The organism is Nocardioides sp. (assembly GCF_036401255.1).
Taxonomy (GTDB): domain Bacteria; phylum Actinomycetota; class Actinomycetes; order Propionibacteriales; family Nocardioidaceae; genus Nocardioides.
Genome location: NZ_DASWVI010000196.1, coordinates 1 through 21,585, shown reverse-complemented (window position 1 = coordinate 21,585; position 21,585 = coordinate 1). Strand labels below are relative to the sequence as shown.

Genomic DNA, 21,585 nt, shown 5'->3' with positions numbered 1-21,585 from the left:
GAGTCCGGCCCGCTGCACTTCGAGGAGAAGCTCACCCGCAGCGAGTTCCAGCGGCTCACCGCCGACCTGCTCGACCGCACCAAGGCGCCGTTCCAGAGTGTGCTCAAGGACGGCGGGGTCGCGATCAAGGACATCGACCACGTCGTGCTCGTCGGCGGCTCGACCCGCATGCCGGCGGTGACCGAGGTCGTCAAGGAGCTGCTCGGCGGCAAGGAGCCCAACAAGGGCGTCAACCCCGACGAGGTCGTGGCCGTCGGCGCCGCACTCCAGGCCGGCGTCCTCAAGGGCGAGGTCAAGGACGTGCTGCTGCTCGACGTCACCCCGCTGAGCCTCGGCATCGAGACCAAGGGCGGCGTGATGACCACGCTGATCGAGCGCAACACCACGATCCCGACCAAGCGCTCGGAGATCTTCACCACCGCCGACGACAACCAGCCGTCGGTCGAGATCAAGGTCGCCCAGGGCGAGCGGCAGATGTGGGCGCAGAACCAGCCGCTCGGCAACTTCGAGCTGACCGGTCTGCCACCGGCGCCGCGGGGCATCCCGAAGATCGAGGTCACCTTCGACATCGACGCCAACGGCATCGTGCACGTGACCGCCAAGGACCAGGCCTCCGGCAAGGAGCAGTCCATGACGATCTCCGGCGGCTCGGCGCTCGGCAAGGACGAGATCGACCGGATGGTCCGCGAGGCCGAGCAGTACGCCGAGGAGGACGCCAAGCGCCGCGAGGCCGTCGAGACCCGCAACCAGGCCGAGCAGCTCGTCTACACGACCGAGAAGTTCCTCGACGACAACGCCGACAAGCTGCCCGACGACGTCAAGACCGAGGTCCGCACCGACGTCGACGCGCTCAAGGTCGTCCTCGAGAAGGAGGACGCCGACGCCGACGACATCCGCGCGGGCGTCACCAAGCTCGGTGAGTCCAGCCAGAAGATGGGTGCGGCGATGTACGCCGCCGCCGAGGCCGACCAGGCCGCCGCCGGCGGCTCCGCGGGCGCCACCGGCGAGGCCGACGACGACGTCGTCGACGCCGAGATCGTCGACGAGGCCACCGACGACGGGGCCGAGGGCGAGTCCAAGTGACCGACGAGCGCCTGGCCGGCGGTGAGCAGTCCACCGAACCCGCCCCGGGGACGGTGGAGGAGGCACCGCCGGCCGGCGAGCCGCCCCGCGGCGAGTCGCCGGCCGGCACCGAGGCGGAGGCCGAGGCCGCCGAGCAGCAGGCCGAGCAGGAGCTCGAGGACGACCTCACGGTCGCCCAGCGGGCGGTCGGCGAGCTGACGGCCGACCTGCAGCGGCTGCAGGCGGAGTTCCTCAACTACAAGCGCCGCGTCGACCGGGACCGCGAGCTGATCCGCGAGAACGCGACGTACACCGCGCTCACGCCGATCATCGACGTCCTCGACACGATCGACCGGGCCCGCGAGCACGGCGAGGTCGACGGCGGCTTCAAGGCCGTCGCCGAGCAGCTCGAGCGGGCGGTCGCCGGGGTCGGACTGACCAAGTTCGGCGCGCCGGGCGACCCGTTCGACCCCAGCCTCCACGAGGCCCTCTCCCACATCGGCGAGGACCCCGAGGTCACGGTGACCACCTGCAAGGTGGTCGCCAAGGCCGGCTACCGGATGGGCGATCGCGTCGTGCGCGCCGCGCAGGTCCTGGTGGTCGACCCGCCGAGCGGCCCGACCGAGTAGGAATAGGGACACCAGCATCGAGACAGGAGAGGGGGTGCGCGGATGAGCACGACCGACGGGTTCCGGGCCGACTGGGCCCAGAAGGACTTCTACGCCGAGCTGGGCGTCAAGAAGGACGCCTCCAACGACGAGATCAAGAAGGCCTACCGCAAGCTCGCGCGCGCCAACCACCCCGACTCCAACCCCGGTGACACCGCGAAGCACGACAAGTTCAAGGCGGTCGCCGAGGCCTACGACGTCGTCGGCGACCCCGAGAAGCGCAAGAAGTACGACGAGATGCGCGAGCTCTACGGCTCCGGCGGGTTCCGCGGCGGGTTCGGCGGTGGCTTCGGCGGCGGCCAGCCCGGCGGGGGCGGGTTCAACCTCGACGACCTGCTCCGCGACCGGGCCGGTGGCGGCGGCGGTGGCGGGTTCGGCGACATGTTCGGCGACCTGTTCGGCGGCGGCTTCGGCCGCCAGGGCAACCGCCGCCAGCAGCGCCCGCGTGCGAGCAAGGGCCAAGACGTCGAGACCACGGCGACGATCAGCTTCACCGACGCGATCGACGGCGTCACGATCTCGCTGCGGCTGACCTCCGACGCGCCGTGCCCCGACTGCCACGGCACCGGAGGCAAGCCCGGCACCAAGCCGCACGTGTGCCCCGAGTGCGAGGGCGCCGGCTTCGTGGTGTCCTCGGCCGGCGGGGCGTTCTCGATCAACGAGACCTGCCCGCGCTGTGGTGGGCGCCAGCTCGTCTACGACGAGGCCTGCCCGACCTGCCACGGCTCGGGTCGCGGCACGTCCGCGCGGTCGATCCAGGCGCGGATCCCCGCCGGCGTACGCGACGGCCAGCGCATCCGCCTGCGCGGCAAGGGTGGCGCGGGTGAGAACGGCGGCCCGGCCGGCGACCTGTTCGTCACCGTCAAGGTCGCCTCGCACCGGCTGTTCGGCCGCAAGGGCGACAACCTCACCCTCGACGTACCCGTGTCCTTCGACGAGCTCGCGCTCGGCGCGGACATCAAGATCCCCACCCTCGGCGGTGCGCCGGTGACCCTCAAGGTCCCGGCCGGAACGCCCAACGGCCGGACCTTCCGGGTGCGCGGCAAGGGCGCGCCCAAGGCCGACGGCACCAAGGGCGACCTGCTGGCCACCGTCGAGGTGCAGGTGCCGGCGGTGCTCGACACGAAGGCGCGGGCGGCCGTCCAGGCCTACCGCGAGGCGACCGCCGGCAAGCCGTTGCGCTCCGGCCTCTTCGAGGACGCGTGATCCGTCATGCCGAGCCGCCGACCGCCGTTCGAGCCGCCCGGGCCTGACGCCGCCGTCTTCGTCATCAGCGTCGCCGCCGAGCTGAGCGGGCTGCACCCGCAGACCCTGCGCACCTACGAGCGCCTCGGCCTGGTCTCCCCGGGCCGCACGGTCGGCGGCGGGCGCCGCTACTCCCACCGCGACATCGAGCGGCTCCGCGAGATCTCCGAGCTGACGTCCGCCGGCATCGGCATCGAGGGCGTACGCCGCATCCTCGAGCTCGAGCACCGCGCCGCCGCGCTCGCCCAGCGCAACGAGGAGCTCGTCCGCGAGGTCGAGGCGCTGCGCGAGGCGCTGCGTCGTGCGGCCGCCCCACGACAGGGCGTGCTGCAGAACAAGCTGCCGGTGCTGCGCGGACCGGACCCCGGGCAGTCGGTGGTGGTGTGGCGCCGGGGCCGATGACCCCGCGCCGTTGGGTCGTCGCCGGCTGCTGGGTGTTCGCCGTCGGCTCGTTCGCACTGCTGCCTCTGGTGAGCACCGGATCGGACGCCGAGCGCGTCCCGGACCTCGCGGAGGCCGCGTGGTGGGTCGGGGCGGGGCTCGTCACGTTGCAGGCCGCCTTCGTGCTGCGCTGGTGGTCCGAGCCCCAGGCCGCCTTGCTGATGGCCGCGCCCGTGGCCGTGCTCGCCGGCGGCGTGACGCTGGGCGACGCCACGAACGTGACGGGCTTCTTCGTGATGGTGGCGGCGTACCTCGTCGCCGTCGCGCGACCCGTTCGGCAGACCTGGCCCGCGCTGGTGTCGGCGGGCGTGCTGGTGGCCTGTGGGGGCTACTTCGCCGGGCTGCGGCTCGACGACCCGGCGCTGACGTCGATCGGCGGCTCGGTGCTGCAGGCGACCGGCACGGTCGGCGCGCCGGTGCTGGTCGGCGTCCTCGTCGCCACCCGGCGCGAGTCGCGCGCCGCGCGCGAGGACCAGCAGCGGGCGCTGCTCAGAGAGCGCGACGCGCTGCTCACGGCCGCCGTCGCCCGCGAACGCACCGCGATGGCCCGCGAGCTGCACGACATCGCCGCCCACCACCTGTCGGGCATCGCGGTGATGAGCGCCGCGATCGGCAGCCAGATCGACGCCGACCCGGAAGGGGCGAAGGAGGCGGCCGCGCAGGTACGCCGGCAGAGCGTCTCGGTCCTCCACGACCTGCGCAGCCTGGTCGGTCTGCTTCGGGTCGGCGACGAGGCTCCGGAGTCCGGGACGACGCCGACGCGGATCGAGAACCTCGCCGGCATCGGCCCACTCGTCGAGGACGTCTCCCGGGCCGCCCCGGTGGAGCTGACGGTCCTCGAGGCGTCCGGTCGCCCGCTGGGCGAGGGGATCGGGCCGCTGGCCCAGCTCGCGGCGTACCGCATGGTGCAGGAGTCGCTCGCCAACGCGGCCCGCCACGCGCCCGGTGCGCGCTGCGCCGTGGTGGTCGACGACCGCGATGCCGCCTCACTGGTGGTGACCGTGCGCAACGGACCGCCGACCCGGCCGCCCGACGTGGCGGTCGGGTCGAGCGGCTTCGGCCTGGTCGGCATGCGCGAGCGCGCCGAGCTCACCGGCGCGCGCCTCGAGCACGGCCCCACGGCCGAGGGTGGTTGGCTGGTGCTGCTGCGGGTGCCACGCGAGCTCGACGACGAGGGGGAGTCATGATCCGGGTGGTGGTCGCCGACGACCAGGCGCTGATGCGCGCCGGTCTGTCCACCCTGCTGGGTGCGGAGCCCGACCTCGAGGTCGTCGGCGTCGCCTCGGATGGCCTCGAGGCGGTGTCGACCGCCCAGTCACTGCGCCCGGATGTGGTCTGCATGGACATCCGGATGCCCGGCCAGGACGGCATCGCCGCCACCCGCGCACTGTGCGGCCCCGGCGTCGTGGACCCGATCCCGGTGCTGGTGCTCACCACCTTCGACATCGACGACTACGTGTTCGGCGCGCTCGAGGCGGGGGCCTCGGGGTTCTTGTTGAAGGACGCCGAGCCGTCGGTGATCGTCGGTGCCGTCCGCGCGGTGGCGGCCGGCAACGGCACCATCGACCAGTCGCTGACCCGCCGGGTGCTCCGTGAGTTCGTCACCCGCCGCCAGACCCAGCCCGTCACCGCCGGCCGCGCCACCGAGCTGCTCACCTCCCGCGAGCTCGACATCCTGCTGCTGCTCGCCCAGGGCATGTCCAACGAGGAGATCGCCGAGCAACTGGTCTTGGAGGTGTCGACCGTGAAGTCGCATCTCGCCCGGATGATGCCCAAGCTCGGCGTACGGTCGCGGCTGCAGGCGGCGGTCTGGGCGTACCAGAACCGGGTGGTCGAGGTCCCCGACTGACGCTCAGAGACTGAACCAGGCAGTCGTCGCCAGGCGGCTTCAGCCTGTTTCCTTGCTACCCGACAATCTCGGCAAGGCGAGCGAGTCGACGGTCTGCATTCGGATTCTGTTCCAATGCCTGAGGATGTTCCCGAGTGAGGACAATCATCTGGCGGAGGCGTTGACGATCCTTCCTGGTCAACACGAAAGCCGACGTGTCCCCTGATGCCAAGATCGCGGCTAGCGCAGCAAAATCGAGACAGTGCCGTTCTCGTCCGGGTTGGATCGTTTCGATGCGTGCGGCGGCCTTCATGATCATCGCGCTCAGCAGGGGAGGTCTCGGAACCGTTCCGACGCGGTCACCAATCTGGACCCCGATGACCTCGCTCCTAGCTAGCGCTTGGGTTCCGCCCGGCGCCGCCACAGTCGGAAACCCGCTGGCGCTTTGCCTCCTGCGAGTTCTGTCCCCGACCCCTTCTGGAATGAGCACGTCGACGACAGCAAGTCCGCGCGTCCAACGGTGCTGCACGCCCTCCACGCTAGGTTTGCCTGGATCGAAGTCCATCTCGATCAGGGCTTCTGTTACTGCGCCAAGGACCTCGGGTGCCCGGGCGTTGACGACTGCATCGGCATCGGCCGTCGGACGTTGCGGAGCGTAGTTGCGCTCGGCGCAGTGCAAGTGCACCAGCTGCCCTCCCACTAGGGTCCAGCCTCCTGGATGCCGTTCGTGGAGATCTAGGAGTGCGTGCCAAGCGGCCTCCTGTGCTGCTGACATCGCCGGCATAACGATCACGTGTCTGTCACCCCGTCGAGCAACTCACGAATCTCGGCATCGAGAAGCTCATGTGCGCGAAGCATCTCCCGCGGGCCACCATGTTCCGCCAGGTCGGCGGCAAGCATTAGACGGCTCACCGCCGGGGGCTGGACCGGCCCGGCGTGCAACACAACGTTCGGCCGCTCATCGATGCTCGGTGATTCGAGCCAGTGCTCGTCAACGACTGCCTGCAAGTTCCTAGCCTCGACGTATCCCTCTACGACTCGCGGGTCCTCCATGTTCGAGTCGGGATGGGAGAGCCCTGATAGCAGGATGCGCTGGTCGGCTCGAAGAGGCTCGAGGTCAGAGTCCGCAGCCACGTAGACGTGTCTGGATGCGCGGTTCCGAAGCCAGGACAGGAGAGCAGCGTGGTCGTGCTGTTCTACCGCGTCTGCCAGCCGTCGGATCGCCCGTTGGCGAGAAGACGGGCTCAGACTCTTCGCCTCGATGGTGATGCCAGCGAACGCGAGGTGTCGCTCTTCGGCCGCGTTCCGGAGGTAGAGTTCGTCGGCCTCCGAGAGGGCTGCTTCGGCTGCCCGCATCCGTGAGAGCAGGGGATGCGACTGATCGTTGGCAGGAGACGCCTGGCTTGACTGGTCGACGATGTCGACTCCTCTCGACGCCTCCGTCACTACATCTTCGTCCGCAGCCGACATGACGGCGCGTTTGAATGCCTCGGCATCGACGGCTGGCATGACGGCGCGTTTGAATGCCTCGGCATCGACGGCTGGCATGACGGCTCGTTTGAATGCCTCGACGTTGAGGGCTGGCATGATGGCTCGTTTGAACGCCTCGTCCTGAAGTGAGGGGATCAACGCGCGGGTGAGTGCTTCAGGATTCGCCGAAGGCATCAGGGCTCGTTTGAAAGCCTCACCACGGAGTGCGGGCAGGAGCGCCTTCTTCAATGCCTCGGCGTCCACGGCAGGCAGTACCGCCCGTTTGAAGGCCTCGGCGTCGACGGTGGGAAGTGCTGCTCGCAACCAGGCTCCCATGATCGGCCGGGCGAGTTCGGTAGCTAGAAGGGACCACCACACTGATGCGGGCGCGACAGGGCGACCACGCGGCGAAGTAGAGGAGCCCGACGCATCAAGGTCCACGAGCCACCGTCCGCCTACCTTGGCTGCAACGAGTGAGCCCTCATCGATGCGTTGGCGGACGCGGGCGGGCGACACCCCAAGGCGCACCGCCGCCTCGGCCACCGACATCCTGGACATGGTCATAATCCTATCGCTGTTGCAACAATTATGACTGAGCCTGGCTTCAACTCCGTCGACCGCGGTCGCAGCGAGGTCTAGGTCTACACCGCGCAACTGGTTCGCGCAGCAGCCCTGGTTGAGCAACGGGTTGCTGACTCACAGCCGGCCGGGACCGGCCCGGACCGCCGGTGAGCGGCTCCTCGTTCTCGCCGCCGAGCAGCGCCATTCGCCCGCCGTACTCCGCGCGGAGTACGCGGAAGTGTCTGCCGTGGCCAGACGCGTCATCGCCGGCGGATTGACAACGTGGTCCGAGGCCCACCAATCGCAAAGGAGCACCTCGGACATGGCACCGATCGAGCGAGGCCCAACGCACTCGTCGATGGGACGCCGCAGCTTCGTCACTCGCACGGCTGCACTCGCCGCCGGCGTTGCACTGTCCGCGGCGGGACTCGCGGCCTGCGACGACGCGGCAGATCCGAAGAACCCGCTCGGTGACGAGGACATCGCGCGTCGTGACCAGGACCTGAAGTTCATCGGAACGGAGGAGACCTACTCGACTCCCGAGCTGTTGAAGCTGAACTCCATCAACGACGACCACATCGCGTTCCTCGAGGAGATCGGTCTCGCGGACCTGGGCGAACGCCGCCTCCGTGACATGGACGAGGGTGGGCTCAACGTGCAGATCCTCTCCGCGCACACGCCGGCCGTGCAGAACGTCCCGGGTCAGGAGGGCATCGACTTCGCCTACCGCCTCAACCGGCAGCTGGTGGAGGGACCCATGGCCGACTATCCGTGGCACCAGGAGGTGCTGATCCAAGCCGTCCGGATGATCACGTACGGGGTCTTCGACAGGTTCCCCGACCTGAAGGTCATCATCGGCCACATGGGCGAGGGCCTGCCGTTCTACTACGAGCGGATCGCCAACGACATGGGCGAGCCGACCGAGGACTCGCTCGAGAAGCCGATCGAGCAGTACTGGCACGACAACTTCTGGTTCACGACCAGCGCGTTCTTCCAGGACAACCTGCTCGAGCAACTGCTGAAGTACATCAGCGTGGATCGGGTGATGTTCGCAACCGACTACCCCTTCATCGACAGCATCAAGGAAGGGACCGACTGGTTCCGAGCTGTCGATCTCCCGCGCGAGGACAAGGAGAAGGTCGCGTTCCGCAACGCGGAGAAGCTGTTCGGCATCGAGGTCTGACGTATGGGGCCGATGGAGCCGTCCTGCTTGGGTGGCTACTTCGTGTTCGGGTACTCGAAGCGGACCGCGTAGGCGGCGACGTACCGATCGCCGTCCGCGGTCGTGTAATGGACGTTGACGGCGTTGTTGCGGCCGACCGCGGCGGCGCCGGGGTGCCGAGATGGTCCGATGCGCAGAACGAGCAACGGACCATCACCGTCGCCAGCGGGCGGGAGGCAGTAGCCGGCTGCCGGTGCATACCCCGCGTGGTAGCGCGCTCGCGTGATCCCCGCCACGGTTCCGTTCCGGGTCACCCACACGCCCTTGAAGTCAAGGTCAGACGCCCCCTGGTCAGGCACCAGGTCGACGCCGGTGATCCGCACCGGCGTCTCCCCGGTGTTGTCGAGGACGATGACGTTGACGTCGCGAAACGTGCCGGGCTCGGCCCAGGTGAGCCCGAGGGTCGCGCCGTTCTCTCCGGGTTCTTGCAGCGGCCCACCCTGCTGCTCGGGGACGTCTGTCGAGACTCGCGCACACTCGCTTGCCGCTGACCGAGGTGCCGCTCTTGGAGTCGTGTCAGGACCACGACATCCGACCAGGAGGACCGCAGCAACTCCGCAGGCGGCCAGGGTCGAGGCAGTACGCCGCGGCCTGGTCGCCGAGGCAGCAGGGCGAGTCATGAGGGTTGGCACCGGCCCACTCCTCCCGAGAGGTGATGCCCGACCATGCCCGTGCATGCCACTGCCGAAACCGGCTCCCACCCGTTCGGTCCCGCCGTTGCATCGAAGGATGCAAGCGCCGAGGACCGTTCTCGCGAGGCTCGTTCGGGGCGCACCGGATTCCTAGCGTCGTAGGTGATGAATCGAGAGATCCCGCGACCTACGGAGCACCCCGTGACCACCCAGACCCTCCCTCCGACCACGACGCCGCAGTCGAGCACGCTGACCGCCGTACGACTGCTCGACGTCACCAAGAGCTACGACGGCGGGCCGGCGCCCGTGACCGCGCTGCGGTCGGTGTCGTTGGCTCTGCGCCCCGGCTCGTTCACCGCCGTGATGGGCCCCTCGGGATCCGGCAAGTCCACGCTGCTGAACACCGCGGCCGGCCTCGACACCCCCAGCAGTGGGCGGGTGCTGATCGGCGACGTCGACATCAGCGCGATGTCGGCCGACCGGCTGACCCGCTTCCGCCGCGAGCACATCGGCTTCGTGTTCCAGGCCTACAACCTCATCAACCACCTCACCGTCGCCGACAACATCCAGCTGCCGGTGCGCCTGGCCGGCCGCGAGCCCGACCTGGCCCGCCAGGCCGAGCTGGTCGAGTCGGTCGGCCTGACCGGGATGGCGGACCGGCTCCCCAGCGAGTTGTCCGGCGGCCAGGCGCAGCGGGTGGCGATCGCCCGCGCGCTGATCACCAGCCCCACGGTCGTCTTCGCCGACGAACCCACCGGAGCGCTGGACTCCCGGACCGGCGCGCAGGTGCTCGACGTACTCCGCGAGACCGCGCGCCGCCAGGGCCAGACCGTGGTCCTCGTGACCCACGACCCGCAGGTGGCCTCGGCCGCCGAGCGCGTCCTCTTCCTCGCCGACGGGCGGCTGGTCGACCAGCTTGACGCCCCGACCGTCGAGCAGATCACCGGGCGCATGGTCGCCCTCAGCCGATGAAGGGGCAGGTGAGCGCCGTGGGGGGCACGTGGAGCACCGCCCGCGCCGCGGTCCGCGCCGATCGCGGCGGCGTCGCCGGCACCTTCATCGTCTTGATGCTGGCCGCCGCCCTGATCTCGGCCACCGGGGTCGTGATGGAGTCAGGCGTCCGCGCCCAGGGGTCGGACGCGAGCCTGCTCGCCACGCTCGCCGGCTCGTTCGCCGGTACGGCGCTCGCCGTCGTCGTCCTCGTCGTCGCCTCGACCTTCGCCCTGGCGATCCGGCGGCGCCGCGGCGAGTTCGCCCTGATGCGCGCCGTCGGCGCGACGCGGCGGCAGGTACGCCGGATGGTCGGCGCCGAGGTCCTCCTCGTCACCGCCGTCGCCGCGCCGCTCGGCGCCGTGCCCGGCCTGTTCGCCGCGCGGCTGCTCACCCCGACGCTGGTCGACAGCGGCATCGTCTCCCCGGGCTTCCAGCTGACGCTCTCGCCGATCCCGGCGCTCGCCGCGGTCGTCCTGCTGCTGCCGGTCGCGCTGCTCGCCGCCCGCCTCGCGGCGCGAGAGACGCTGAAGATGGCGCCCACCGCTGCGGTGCGCGAGGCGAGCGTCGAGAAGCCCGGCATCGGGCGCGGCCGCAGGATTACCGCCGCGGTCCTTGCCGCCAGCGGGCTCTCGACCGCGTTCTCGTCCGTCGCCGTCCCCGGCACGGTCGGCGCTGCCGTCGCCGCCACCTCCGCCTTCCTGCTGGTCGGTGCCGCCGCGCTCGCCGGACCGCTCCTGGTCACGCACCTGCTGGGCAGGAGCTCCTCGTTGATCTCCCGCGCGGGTGGTGTCAGCACCGCGATGGCGCTCGCGAACACCCGCGGCTTCGCCCGCCGCCTGACCACCGCGATCGTCCCCCTCGCTCTGGCGCTCTCGGCCGGCACGGTGCAGACCAGCGTCGACAAGACCGTCTCCGAGGCGGCGACCCGTCAGCTCGACGCGGGCATCCACGCCGACCTCGTGGCGACCGGTCCCAGCGCCGACCAGGTCGACCGGGTCGCCGACCTGCCCGGCGTACGGTCCGCGACCGTGCTGTCCACGGTCGTCACGAACGTGCGCACCGACGACGAGATGCCGTCCGCGCTGAGCGCGCTGGCGTGGGAGCCGACGCAGATGTGGGTGCTGCCCGAGGGCGGCCCCGGCGACGCGTTCGACCCGGACGTCGCCGCGGGCTCGCTGGCCGCCCTCGACGCCGCGGACACCGTGGCGATCAGCGCGGACACGAAGTTCGACCTCGGCAAGGGCATCGGCGACCGGGTGACCGTGCGGCTCCCCGACGACACGGAGATCTCCGCGAAGGTCGTGGCCGTCTATGACCGCAGCCTCGGGTTCGGCGGCTACCTCGTCGGAGCTACGACCGTGGCCGGCCACGACCCCGACGGCGCTGTCGACACCGTCCTCGTCGCGACCGATCCGGGTGCCTCTGCGGAGGTCGCTTCGGAGCTGAGGGACCTCGGCGTCACCGCGCAGAGCAAGGACGCGTACGTCGACTCCGTGCAGACGGCTGCCGCGAGCAGCCAACACCTGTCCGCCGTGCTCCTCCTCGCGCTGCTGGCCTTCGTCGGACTCGCCGCCGCGAACACCCTGGTGATGACCACCGCCGGCCGCAAGGCGGAGCTCGACCTCCTGCGCCGCACCGGCGCGACCCGCACGCAACTGTTGCGGATGGCCTGGGTCGAGTCGCTCATCACCGGTGCCGCCGCCTGGGTGATCGGCACCATCGCCGTCATCCCCGCCGTCCTCGGCGTCGGCTTCGGACTCTTGGGTGCCTCGATGCCCGGCGTCGGATGGACGGCGTACGCCGTGCTCAGCCTGCTGGTGTTCGCGATCTCGACCCTGACGATCCTGCCGACGGTGGTGCGCAGCCTCAGTGGTCCAGTTGCCGCGCGGTAGTGGCTGCGACAGCTCTGTTAGGAGATTGCTTGCGGGTTGGCCACATCCAGCTCGCCGTTCTTGACGAAGTAGGCGTAGATCGTCGACTGCGTGATGTCGCCGTCCGGCCCGACGGCGAGCGGTCCGCTGACGCCCTCGCCGGTGTAGCTGCCGATGAAGCTGTTGATCTCGTCCGGGGTGGAGGCACCGTCTTCGAGCGCAGCGAGGAAGATGGTCGTCGCGTCGTACGCCTGCGTGGCGTACAAGCCGCTGGCGCCGAACCCGTCCGGCGGTGGGCCCGCAGGGGCTGAGAGGACCGCGCCCTCGGCGGCCTCGGCACCGGCAGCCTTGACGAAGTTCGGGTCCTCCGACCCGTCACCCGACATGAAGGTGCCCTTGAAGCCACCCGCGCGCAGAGCCTTCACCAGGGTGCCCGCCTCGGGGTAGAAGCCGCCGAAGAAGACAGCGTCAGCGTGCAGGCTCTTCACCTTGACGACGATGTCTGACATGTCGGTCTGGCCGACCGCGATCCGGCCGGCACCGGCCAGGGCATCTCCCAGCGCTTCTTGGACCGTGCCGGCGAGCCCCTTGCCGTAGTCCTGGCCGTCATCGACGACGAAGACCTTGGACGCGCCGGCGGTGCCGGTCAGGTACGCCGCGTCAGCCTTGCCCTGGGCGTCGTCGTTGCCGATGACGCGGTGCCAGGTGGTCCACCCCTGCTGGGTGATCGTGACATTGGTCGCCGACGGGGAGATCGACGGCAGCCCGGCCTTGAAGAACGTCTTGCCGGTCGCCAGCGACTCCCCGGAGAAGCCAGGACCGACCAGGCCGAAGATCGAGTCGTCGCTCACGATCTCGTCCGCAAGCTTCGGGGCGTTGTCCCCACTGCCCTGCGAGTCGAACTTCTTGAGGCCGACCTGGCACTTCGGGTGCTTGTCGTTGAACTCCTTGAGCGCCAGCTCGATGCCTCCCACCATGTTCTGGCCGAGCGCGCCGGGGTCGGTGGTCAGGGCGCCGAGGAAGGCCAGGTTCTTGCCACAGAGCTCGCTCGAGACGTCGGCCTTGCCGCTGTCGACCTTGTCGCTGCCGCAGGCCGTGAGGGCCAGCGCTGCAACCGCCATGACAGCAAGGACCTGGGTTGACTTGGTGGAGCGAATCATCGCAGTTCTCCTCAGTTCACATTCGGCGTCAGGAGGTGCGGAACTGCGAGACCGAGGTCCGCAGGTCGGCAGCCATCCGGGACAGCTCGTCGACGGCCGCGGTCGTCTGGGTGACCGCGTGGGTGGTGCTCTCGGCTGCCGAGGCGACGCCGGAGATGTTCGTGGCGATCTCCGTCGAGCCGGTCGAGGCCTCCGCGACGTTCCGGGCCATCTCGTTGGTGGTCGCGGTCTGCTCCTCGACCGCAGACGCGATGGTGAGCTGGTAGTCGTTGATCGAGGTGATGATCGTCGCGATCTCGCCGATCGCGTTGACCGCACCGGTGGTGTCGGACTGGATGGTCTCGACGCGGCGGGCGATGTCCTCGGTCGCGCGGGCGGTCTCCTGAGCGAGCTCCTTGACCTCGTTCGCGACGACCGCGAAGCCCTTGCCGGCCTCGCCGGCACGAGCGGCCTCGATGGTCGCGTTCAGCGCGAGGAGGTTGGTCTGCTCGGCGATCGAGGTGATCGCCTTCACGACGTCACCGATCTCCTGAGAGCTGACGCCGAGCTTGGCGACCGACTCGTTGGTGGTCTCGACGATCCCGACAGCCTGTGAGGCAACGCGGGCGGCGTCGTTGGCGGAGCCGGCGATCTCGCGGATCGAGGCACCCATCTGCTCGGCGCCGGCGGCGACGGTCTGCACGTTGCGGGAGACCTCGTCGGCGGCGCTGGAGACGACCCCGGCCTGGACAGAGGTCTCCTCGGCCCCGGCGGCGATCTGTTGGGAGTTGGCCGACAGCTCCTCGGATGCCGCGGCGACGGCGTCGGCGGAGCTCATCACGGTCCCGATGAGGTTCTTCAGGTTGCCTGAGGCAGCGTCGACTGCGGCGCTGAGCTGGCCGACCTCGTCCCTGGCGTCCAGGTCGGCGCGCTGGGTCAGGTCACCCTCGGCGAGGGCCTCCGCGACGTTCTTGACGACCGCGAGGCGGCGCGCCAGGGTGGCCACCACGATCCAGCCGAGCGCCAGCGCCAAGGAGAGGCCGATCGTCAGGACCAGGATCGCGGCGAGCCGGTTCGCGTGATAGCTGCTCGTGACCGCTGCTGCGTTCTCGGCGGCTTGCTTGGACTCCGAGGCGGTGAGAGCCTCGATGCCCTTGAGCATCGACTCGAGGACAGGAGCGGCCTTCTCGGTGTTCAGCGCCAGCCAGAGGTCGGCCTTGCCGTCCTGCGCCAGAGGAAGCAGCTCGTGCAGCTGGATGTCGTAGTAGTCGTCGACCTGCGTGGTCAGGTCGGCGAGCATGGCCTCTTGGGACTTGTCCAGGCCGGTCTTCGTGTACGAGGCAGCGGCGTCCTTGTAGGCCAGGTAGGACTGATCGACCAGCACACCAGCGCGCCGCTTGAGGCCCTGGTCGGTGATGACCACGACACTCTGCGCCTGGACTCGCATCTCCTCGAGCGCGGACCGGACGTCGGCCAGGCTGCTGACCCCCTGCACGTTCGAGCTGTACATCTCCTCGGACTGGCTGGCCGAAGAGCTCAGCGAGCTCAGACCCATCAGGCCGACGACGAGCGCGACGATGGCGCTCAGAGCGAGTGCGGCGAGGAACTTCGCCTTGACGTTGACGTCGTTCAGCCAGCGCGAGAGGCCGAGTGTGCCTGCCTTTGCCGGCTGAGCTGCCTTGACTGACGTGGCGTCCTTCATGCGTCTGCCCCTTGGTGAACTGGCGGTGTCGTGGACCGGGCTTGCTGCGCCCGGCAGGACGCCGAGGCTCAGGTCGGTTGTCGAGCGGTGGAACCGGCCCCCGCTCGAGGCGGGCTCATGAGCCGACGTGGTCAATGTCGGCTGCCCTCGGATCCAGTTGAGCCGGGGAAGGACATGAAAGCTCGGGTATGAGCAGGATCACATCTGGTCACGACTGCTGCGACCGCTGCGAATGGCCTGGGGCGAGTCGCCGATCACCGGGCCCGCGGGGTGGGTGATCGGCACCGTCGCCGTCAGGGTCCGTCGAGGTCGTCGTCGGAGAGGCGCGGCAGCGCCGTGGTCTCGGCGTCCGACTCGGTCTCCAGCTCGGCCTCGGCAGGCGACGTGGGCCGGCGGCGCGAGGGATGGGGTCGCAGCGGTGCGGGCCAGGTGCGGACCGGACGCCTCAGCTGGAGCTGGCGTCGTACTCGCTGCTCCAGGTCGAGCTCTCGCTGCACCCGCTTGACGGTCGACAGCACGCTGGCGAGCAGCTCGCGCAGCTCGGGATCGGCCGCCGCGGTGGCGAGATCCTCCAGGCGATGACGAGCCTCCGGCAGGCCCTGCATCGACTCCCGCAGCGCTGTGAAGTCGGCCGAGTCGACCTCGCCGGCCGGTGCCGCCTCGAGCCGGACCAGCTCACCGAAGGCATCGACGGCGTCGGCCAGCTCACCGAAGGTGAGCGCCAGGCCGAGGAGCACGTCCGAGCCGCCCTCGGCCTCGAGCCAGGCGGGGTCTCCTTCGACCGCATCGGCGAGCGCCCGGTACATCGAGCGGATGGTCAGGGCAGTGTGCTCGAGCGACTCCAGCCCGTGTCGCAGTCCGGGCCCGAGGTCCGGCGTGCCGACGGCCCGGACGTTGAGGCGGCGACCCTGTTCGGCATGCAGCAGGGCGGCTCCGACGCGCGGGACGTCGTGGTGGGTGATGCGGCGTGCGTCCTCGAGCCAGGCGCCCACGGCGGAGACGACGGAGCTGCGGTCGCGGACCAGCTGCTCCAGGGCGTCGCCGGAGCGTCGCAGGAGGGCACTGATCGCATCGGCCAGGCCCTCGATCTCGCGGCCGGCGTCCGAGGTCGGGATGCGGGGCGGGAAGAGCAGGTTGGCCGCGACGCCGATGCCCGCGCCCACGAGCGTCTCCGCGATCCGCTGGCCCGCGGCGGCCCCGGCGCCGAGCGAGCCGACCCCGAGGACGAGCATCCCGCTGATCGCGACCTCGATGAGGTTGTCCCGCAGGCGAAGCGCCTGCCCCAAGGTGATCGAGATGAGGATGAGGAGGCCGAGGCTCCACCAGTCCAGGGGTACGACGGCGGCGAACGCGACCGCCAGCGACACGCCGGTCACCACCGCCACGACGCGGTCGAGGCCGCTGGCCAGGAGGGAGACCGGCGTGACCTGCACGACGAGCATCGCGGTCAGCGGCGCGAGCAACGGCTGGGTCCCCGGGAACAGCAGCGTCGCCACGACGTAGCTGATCACCGCCGCCACGGTGATCCGCAGCGACCAGAGCACCGCACCGCGCCACCCGGTGCGCAGCCGCCTCACCTCACGGCTGAGCCTCCCGCGCCACTGCTCACGCATCCCTCGATGATGGCGCACCCGCGGCCGAACGTCGGCCCGCCGACCGGTGAGGGGTGCTCGGATCAGTCGGCGCCGCCCGGTTGCTGTAACGCCCGTTTACCCCCTCTGTCGACCCCGCTGCAACATGGCCGGAAGGCCAGGTAACACGGCGTTACAGCGAGTCGGACGGTCGCCCGAGGCCGGCGTACAGCTCCTCCAGCGTCGGCCACAGCGAGTGGGGGCGGTCCCAGGGGACGGCGTCGGTGGCGTAGTACCACCAGAAGTAGCCGCCGACGTAGCGCGGGCCGATCGCTGCGCGCAGCCGGTCGTGCATGCCGATGTAGCGGCGCGCGATCCGCTGCTTCTCCGCCAGCGTCGGGTCGCTGGGCAGGCCGTCGGCGCGACCCTGGGCGCCCAGCTCGCCGATCCCGACCTCGGCGGCGGGGAAGATCCGGGTGAGCGCGCGCAGCGTCGAGGCGAACTGGCGGACGCCGGGGTGTGCCCGCGGCGAGCACGCGGTCTCGTAGAAGCTGAGCAGCACCAGGTCCAGCCCGCGCCGCACCCGCCGCGGCAGCTGCCGCGCGAACGGCAGCGTCGCCTCCCAGTCGTGGGCGTAGCAGTCGTGGCTCGGCCAGTGGTTGAGCGTGATCACCGAGCGCAGCCCCAGGTCGGCGTACCGGCCCTCGACGACGTCGTACGCCGCCGCCACCTTCGCGTCGATGGTCCGCGGCCGGCCCAGCCACTCGCCGTTGAGCTCGTTGCCGATCTCGTAGAGGTCGAGTCGGCGCCCGAAGCGGCGCACGAAGTCGCGGGTGCGCTCGCGGTACGCCGCCACGCTGGTGCGCCGGACGGCGGTGGAGTCGAGGATTTCGCCCATCAGGAAGGCGTCGTCGCGCAGGCGGCGTACGGCGCGCGCGTAGTCGGCCGGGTCCGAGCCGTGCTGGAACACGATCCGGGCGGTGGGGCGCCGGGTGTGGCGGGCCAGTGCCTGCTCGACCTCGTCGAGCCGATCCACCGACTCCAGCGTCACCCCGCGCAGCGGCATCACCACCGGCCGTCCGCCGGCCTCTCCGGCCCCGCCTGATGCCGGGGCTGACAGCAGGCCCACGGCGAGGACGCCCACGAGGGCGGCGACGAGACGGCGGCTCATCGGACGGTCGACTCGTCGGTGCGGGCGCCGGCCAGCTGAGGTCCCGTCACGAACAGCGCCTCCGACAGGTCGGCGCCCCGCAGGTCCGCGCCCCGCAGGTCGGCGCCGAGCAGGTCGGCCGGCCCGAACGCGACCCCGCGCAGGTCGGCGCCGATCAGCAGCGCGCCGCGCAGCGAAGCCGCGCGCAGGTCATGGCGGCGCAGGTCACGGCCGGCCAGGTCGGCATGCGTCAGATCGGGACCCGCAGGCCGCCGAACCCGCCGGCTGGCCGCACCGAGGACGTCGCCGCACTCCTCCTGCAGGTCGTCGAGGTCGGCGGTGAGGATCTCCACGGGCGTGCCGTCGCGCAGCACCAGCAGGCGCTCGGCGAGCGCGTCGGCCGCGGGGTCGGGCGACCGTTCGGCCACCTCGCCCAGGTGCAGCAGCATCTCGTGCACCCGACGCAGCGTCGACAGCACCGCGGCCATCTCGCCCAGCTCGCCCTCGCCGGACGCGTCGCGCCAGGACGCCCCGGCGTACGTCACCTGGGTCACGTGCTGCCCGGCCCCGAAGCAGTCGAAGGCGACGCAGCTGGGCCAACCCAGGTCGCGCAGGTCGGCGTGGATCTCGCACCGGTCGTCGGTGCGCAGGTGGTGGCAGGCCACCCCGCCCGGCTTGTCGGCGCCGAAGCCGCCCTCGCGCCGGTAGGGCAGCAGCACGCAGCACAGCGCGTGGCAGCGCGAGCAGTCGGCGGCCAGCTCCAGCGGGGGCACGCGACCATCCTCCCTGACCTGCGACAATTTCACAGAGTTGAGTGGAACAGACTCAACTTTGGACGCGTTGGACCTGGTGTCGGGCACAGGGGATGCCCGCCGCAGCGACGTACGAGGAGAATCACCACATGAGCCAGTTCGGTGCCGAGAAGTTCACGACCCGCAGCCGCGAGGCCATCGAGGCCGCCCAGCTGTCGGCGACCACGGCGGGCAACATCCACACCGAGCCCATCCACCTGCTGGTGGCGCTGCTGCTCCAGGAGGACGGTACGGCGGCCAACCTGGTCGCCAAGGCGGGCGTCGACGTCCCCGGGCTCGTGCGCACCGCCGCCGCCGAGCGCGACAAGCTGCCGAAGGCCTCCGGGGCGACCGTGCAGCAGCCGAGCGCGTCCGCGGCGCTCACCCGCGTGCTCGCCGGCGCCCTCGACCTCGCGAGCGGCATGAAGGACGACTACGTCGCCAGCGAGCACCTGCTGATCTCGCTGGCCACCGTCGAGAGCAGCGCGCGCACGGTGCTGACCGACGCCGGGCTGAGCGCCGACGGGCTGCGCGAGTCGCTGACCGCGGTTCGCGGCAACCGCCGGGTCACGAGCCAGGACGCGGAGTCGACGTACGAGGCGCTGGAGAAGTACAGCGTCGACCTCACCACCGCCGCCGAGGAGGGCCGGCTCGACCCGGTGATCGGCCGCGACGCCGAGATCCGCCGGGTGGTGCAGGTGCTCTCGCGGCGCACCAAGAACAACCCGGTGCTGATCGGCGAGCCCGGTGTCGGCAAGACCGCCGTCGTCGAGGGTCTCGCCCAGCGCGTGGTCGCCGGCGACGTGCCCGACTCGCTCAAGGGCCGCCGGGTGCTCAGCCTCGACCTGGCCGCGATGGTCGCCGGGGCGAAGTACCGCGGCGAGTTCGAGGAGCGGCTCAAGGCCGTCCTCGAGGAGATCAAGGCCGCCGGCGGACAGGTCATCACGTTCATCGACGAGCTGCACACGGTCGTCGGCGCGGGCGCCGGCGGCGACTCCGCGATGGACGCCGGCAACATGCTCAAGCCGATGCTCGCGCGCGGCGAGCTGCACATGATCGGCGCGACCACGCTCGACGAGTACCGCGAGCGCATCGAGAAGGACCCCGCGCTCGAGCGCCGCTTCCAGCAGGTCTTCGTCGGCGAGCCGAGCGTCGAGGACACCATCCAGATCCTGCGCGGCATCCAGGAGAAGTACGAGGCCCACCACGGCGTCCGGATCACGGACGCCGCGCTGGTCGCGGCCGCCACGCTGTCCGACCGCTACATCTCCGGGCGCCAGCTGCCCGACAAGGCCATCGACCTCATCGACGAGGCCGCGTCGCGGCTGCGCATGGAGATCGAGTCCTCGCCCGAGGAGATCGACCGGCTGCGCCGCGCGGTCGAGCGACTGAAGATGGAGGAGTTCGCGCTCGCCAAGGAGAGCGACGAGGCCTCCAAGGAGCGGCTGGCCAACCTGCGCCAGGACCTCGCCGACCACGAGGAGGAGCTCCGCGCGCTCGAGGCCCGCTGGGAGCGGGAGAAGTCCACGCTCGAGGGCGAGGGCGAGCTGCGCCGCCAGCTCGACCAGCTGCGCATGGAGGCCGACCGGCTCCAGCGCGAGGGCGACCTCGGCAAGGCCAGCGAGCTGCTCTACGGCCGCATCCCCGCGCTGGAGCAGCAGATCGAGGCCGCCGGCGCCGCCGAGCGCTCCGACATCGAGCCGCTGGTCGGCGAGGAGGTCGGGCCCGAGCAGATCGCCGAGGTCGTCGAGGCCTGGACCGGCATCCCGACCGGCCGGATGCTCGAGGGCGAGACCGCCAAGCTGCTGCACATGGAGGACGTCATCGGCCGGCGACTGGTCGGCCAGCGCGCCGCGGTCACGGCCGTCAGCGACGCCGTACGCCGCTCCCGCGCCGGCATCAGCGACCCCAACCGGCCGACCGGGTCGTTCCTGTTCCTCGGCCCCACCGGCACCGGCAAGACCGAGCTGGCCAAGTCCCTCGCGGACTTCCTCTTCGACGACGAGCGCGCGATCGTGCGCATCGACATGAGCGAGTACGGCGAGAAGCACTCGGTCGCCCGGCTGGTCGGGGCGCCCCCGGGCTACGTCGGCTACGACGAGGGCGGCCAGCTCACCGAGGCGGTGCGCCGGCGCCCGTACTCCGTCGTGCTGCTCGACGAGGTCGAGAAGGCCCACCCGGAGGTCTTCGACATCCTCCTGCAGGTGCTCGACGACGGGCGCCTGACCGACGGGCAGGGCCGCACCGTCGACTTCCGCAACACGCTGCTGATCCTCACCAGCAACCTGGGCTCGGGCTACCTCGTCGACCCCACGCTGGACCCGGAGAAGAAGCACGAGTCGGTGCTGGCCACGGTGCGCTCGTCGTTCAAGCCGGAGTTCCTCAACCGGCTCGACGAGATCGTGGTGTTCGACGCACTCACGATGGACGACCTGGCCCACATCGTCGACCTCCAGCTCGGCCTGCTGGCCAAGCGACTGGCGGTGCGCCGGATCACCATCGAGGTCACCGACGCCGCCCGCACCTGGCTCGCCGACGTCGGCTACGACCCGGCGTACGGCGCGCGCCCGCTGCGCCGGCTGATCCAGAGCGCCATCGGCGACCCGCTGGCCAAGCTGCTCATCGGCGGCGAGGTCACCGACGGCGCAACCGTCTCGGTCGACCGCGCGGCCGAGGGCGACGGGCTGGCGCTCGCGACGGTGCCGGCGTGAGTCGGGCCCGCTGGGTCGTGCGTGATCCAATGAGACCGTGAGCCGACCGACCCCCGCCCGCCCGCGCCAGGTGACCCTGGCGGCCTGGCTGATCATGGTCGGCTCGGCGATCGTCGTGGCGATGGTGTTCGACCGGATCGGCGGCCTGCACACCCTGGAGACCCGGGACTCGGTCGAGCGGTTCCTGGCCGAGCCGCCCGGGTCCGACCTCGGCATCGGCGTCGACGGCGTGATCACGCTGCTGCGGATCGTCTCGATGGTCACCGCCGGGTGTGCCACGGCCGCCGCGATCCTCGGCTACCAGGTGCTGCGGCGCAGCCGCAGCGCCCGCCTGGCGCTGACGATCCTCGCGGTGCCGCTGTTCCTGACCGGGATGGTCACCGGCGGGTTCGTCTCGTCGGTGGTCGCCGCCTCGGCGGTGATGCTGTGGCTGCAGCCGTCGCGCTCGTGGTTCGACGGCACGCCGCCCCCGCCCCCCCGGGTGCCGGCGCCCCCCGCGGCGCGCGAGACGCCCCCGGCCCCGGTCGC

General features: G+C 70.9%; 19 protein-coding genes. 11 read left to right on the top strand and 8 right to left on the bottom strand.

Going from position 1 to position 21,585, the window contains the following annotated elements:
* The 6 genes from VGD85_RS09330 to VGD85_RS09305 form a co-directional block, all read left to right on the top strand.
* On the top strand, nt 1-1,083 hold a 1,083-nt coding region (locus VGD85_RS09330), incomplete at its 5' end, for an Hsp70 family protein (protein WP_331063177.1).
* Complete coding sequence (grpE, locus tag VGD85_RS09325) at nt 1,080-1,691, top strand: nucleotide exchange factor GrpE (RefSeq protein ID WP_331063176.1); 612 nt, start codon at nt 1,080-1,082, stop codon at nt 1,689-1,691. The genes VGD85_RS09330 and grpE, both read left to right, overlap by 4 nt.
* A gap of 42 nt (nt 1,692-1,733) precedes the next feature.
* On the top strand, nt 1,734-2,936 hold the full coding sequence (gene dnaJ, locus VGD85_RS09320; protein WP_331063175.1) for a molecular chaperone DnaJ: 1,203 nt from the start codon (nt 1,734-1,736) through the stop codon (nt 2,934-2,936).
* A 6-nt stretch (nt 2,937-2,942) separates the two neighbouring features.
* Nucleotides 2,943-3,377 (top strand): heat shock protein transcriptional repressor HspR, encoded by a 435-nt coding sequence (locus tag VGD85_RS09315; RefSeq protein ID WP_331063174.1) that lies wholly within the window; start codon nt 2,943-2,945, stop codon nt 3,375-3,377.
* The gene (locus tag VGD85_RS09310) at nt 3,374-4,603 is read left to right on the top strand and encodes a sensor histidine kinase (RefSeq protein ID WP_331063173.1); all 1,230 of its coding nucleotides are present in this window, start codon (nt 3,374-3,376) and stop codon (nt 4,601-4,603) included. Before VGD85_RS09315 ends, VGD85_RS09310 begins: the two co-directional genes overlap by 4 nt.
* A complete protein-coding gene (locus tag VGD85_RS09305; RefSeq protein WP_331063172.1) occupies nt 4,600-5,265 on the top strand; it encodes a response regulator transcription factor in 666 nt (221 codons plus the stop codon). Before VGD85_RS09310 ends, VGD85_RS09305 begins: the two co-directional genes overlap by 4 nt.
* 55 nt (nt 5,266-5,320) lie before the next feature.
* Here VGD85_RS09305 and VGD85_RS09300 read toward each other — a convergent pair whose 3' ends face one another.
* Nucleotides 5,321-5,944, bottom strand: a complete 624-nt coding sequence (locus VGD85_RS09300; RefSeq protein WP_331063171.1) for a hypothetical protein — start codon at nt 5,942-5,944, stop codon at nt 5,321-5,323.
* A gap of 89 nt (nt 5,945-6,033) precedes the next feature.
* Nucleotides 6,034-7,272, bottom strand: a complete 1,239-nt coding sequence (locus tag VGD85_RS09295; protein ID WP_331063170.1) for a helix-turn-helix domain-containing protein — start codon at nt 7,270-7,272, stop codon at nt 6,034-6,036.
* Nucleotides 7,273-7,633: 361 nt separating this feature from the next.
* On the opposite strand from VGD85_RS09295, the gene VGD85_RS09290 reads away from it, so the two are divergent.
* The gene (locus VGD85_RS09290) at nt 7,634-8,458 is read left to right on the top strand and encodes an amidohydrolase family protein (RefSeq protein ID WP_331063169.1); all 825 of its coding nucleotides are present in this window, start codon (nt 7,634-7,636) and stop codon (nt 8,456-8,458) included.
* Nucleotides 8,459-8,493: 35 nt separating this feature from the next.
* On the opposite strand, the gene VGD85_RS09285 is transcribed toward VGD85_RS09290, so the two are convergent.
* Nucleotides 8,494-8,820 (bottom strand): hypothetical protein, encoded by a 327-nt coding sequence (locus VGD85_RS09285; protein WP_331063168.1) that lies wholly within the window; start codon nt 8,818-8,820, stop codon nt 8,494-8,496.
* 510 nt (nt 8,821-9,330) lie between these two features.
* On the opposite strand from VGD85_RS09285, the gene VGD85_RS09280 reads away from it, so the two are divergent.
* A complete protein-coding gene (locus VGD85_RS09280; RefSeq protein ID WP_331063167.1) occupies nt 9,331-10,101 on the top strand; it encodes an ABC transporter ATP-binding protein in 771 nt (256 codons plus the stop codon).
* 8 nt (nt 10,102-10,109) lie between these two features.
* Complete coding sequence (locus VGD85_RS09275; RefSeq protein WP_331063166.1) at nt 10,110-12,014, top strand: ABC transporter permease; 1,905 nt, start codon at nt 10,110-10,112, stop codon at nt 12,012-12,014.
* Between the two features lie 17 nt (nt 12,015-12,031).
* On the opposite strand, the gene VGD85_RS09270 is transcribed toward VGD85_RS09275, so the two are convergent.
* The 5 genes from VGD85_RS09270 to VGD85_RS09250 form a co-directional block, all read right to left on the bottom strand.
* Nucleotides 12,032-13,114, bottom strand: coding sequence for a branched-chain amino acid ABC transporter substrate-binding protein (locus tag VGD85_RS09270; RefSeq protein ID WP_331063165.1), 1,083 nt, complete (start codon nt 13,112-13,114; stop codon nt 12,032-12,034).
* A gap of 67 nt (nt 13,115-13,181) precedes the next feature.
* Entirely contained in the window at nt 13,182-14,834 is a 1,653-nt protein-coding gene (locus tag VGD85_RS09265; RefSeq protein ID WP_331063164.1) for a methyl-accepting chemotaxis protein, read from the bottom strand.
* Nucleotides 14,835-15,127: 293 nt separating this feature from the next.
* Entirely contained in the window at nt 15,128-16,447 is a 1,320-nt protein-coding gene (locus VGD85_RS09260) for an FUSC family protein (protein ID WP_331063163.1), read from the bottom strand.
* 151 nt (nt 16,448-16,598) lie between these two features.
* Nucleotides 16,599-17,576, bottom strand: a complete 978-nt coding sequence (locus tag VGD85_RS09255) for a Tat pathway signal sequence (protein ID WP_331063162.1) — start codon at nt 17,574-17,576, stop codon at nt 16,599-16,601.
* Nucleotides 17,573-18,328, bottom strand: a complete 756-nt coding sequence (locus VGD85_RS09250) for a pentapeptide repeat-containing protein (protein WP_331063161.1) — start codon at nt 18,326-18,328, stop codon at nt 17,573-17,575. Before VGD85_RS09250 ends, VGD85_RS09255 begins: the two co-directional genes overlap by 4 nt.
* Nucleotides 18,329-18,456: 128 nt before the next feature.
* Between VGD85_RS09250 and clpB the strand changes: the two genes are divergently transcribed.
* Both clpB and VGD85_RS09240 read left to right on the top strand, forming a co-directional pair.
* A complete protein-coding gene (gene clpB, locus VGD85_RS09245; protein ID WP_331063160.1) occupies nt 18,457-21,057 on the top strand; it encodes an ATP-dependent chaperone ClpB in 2,601 nt (866 codons plus the stop codon).
* Between the two features lie 37 nt (nt 21,058-21,094).
* Nucleotides 21,095-21,585: hypothetical protein (locus VGD85_RS09240; RefSeq protein ID WP_331063159.1), on the top strand; the 491-nt coding region annotated here is incomplete at its 3' end.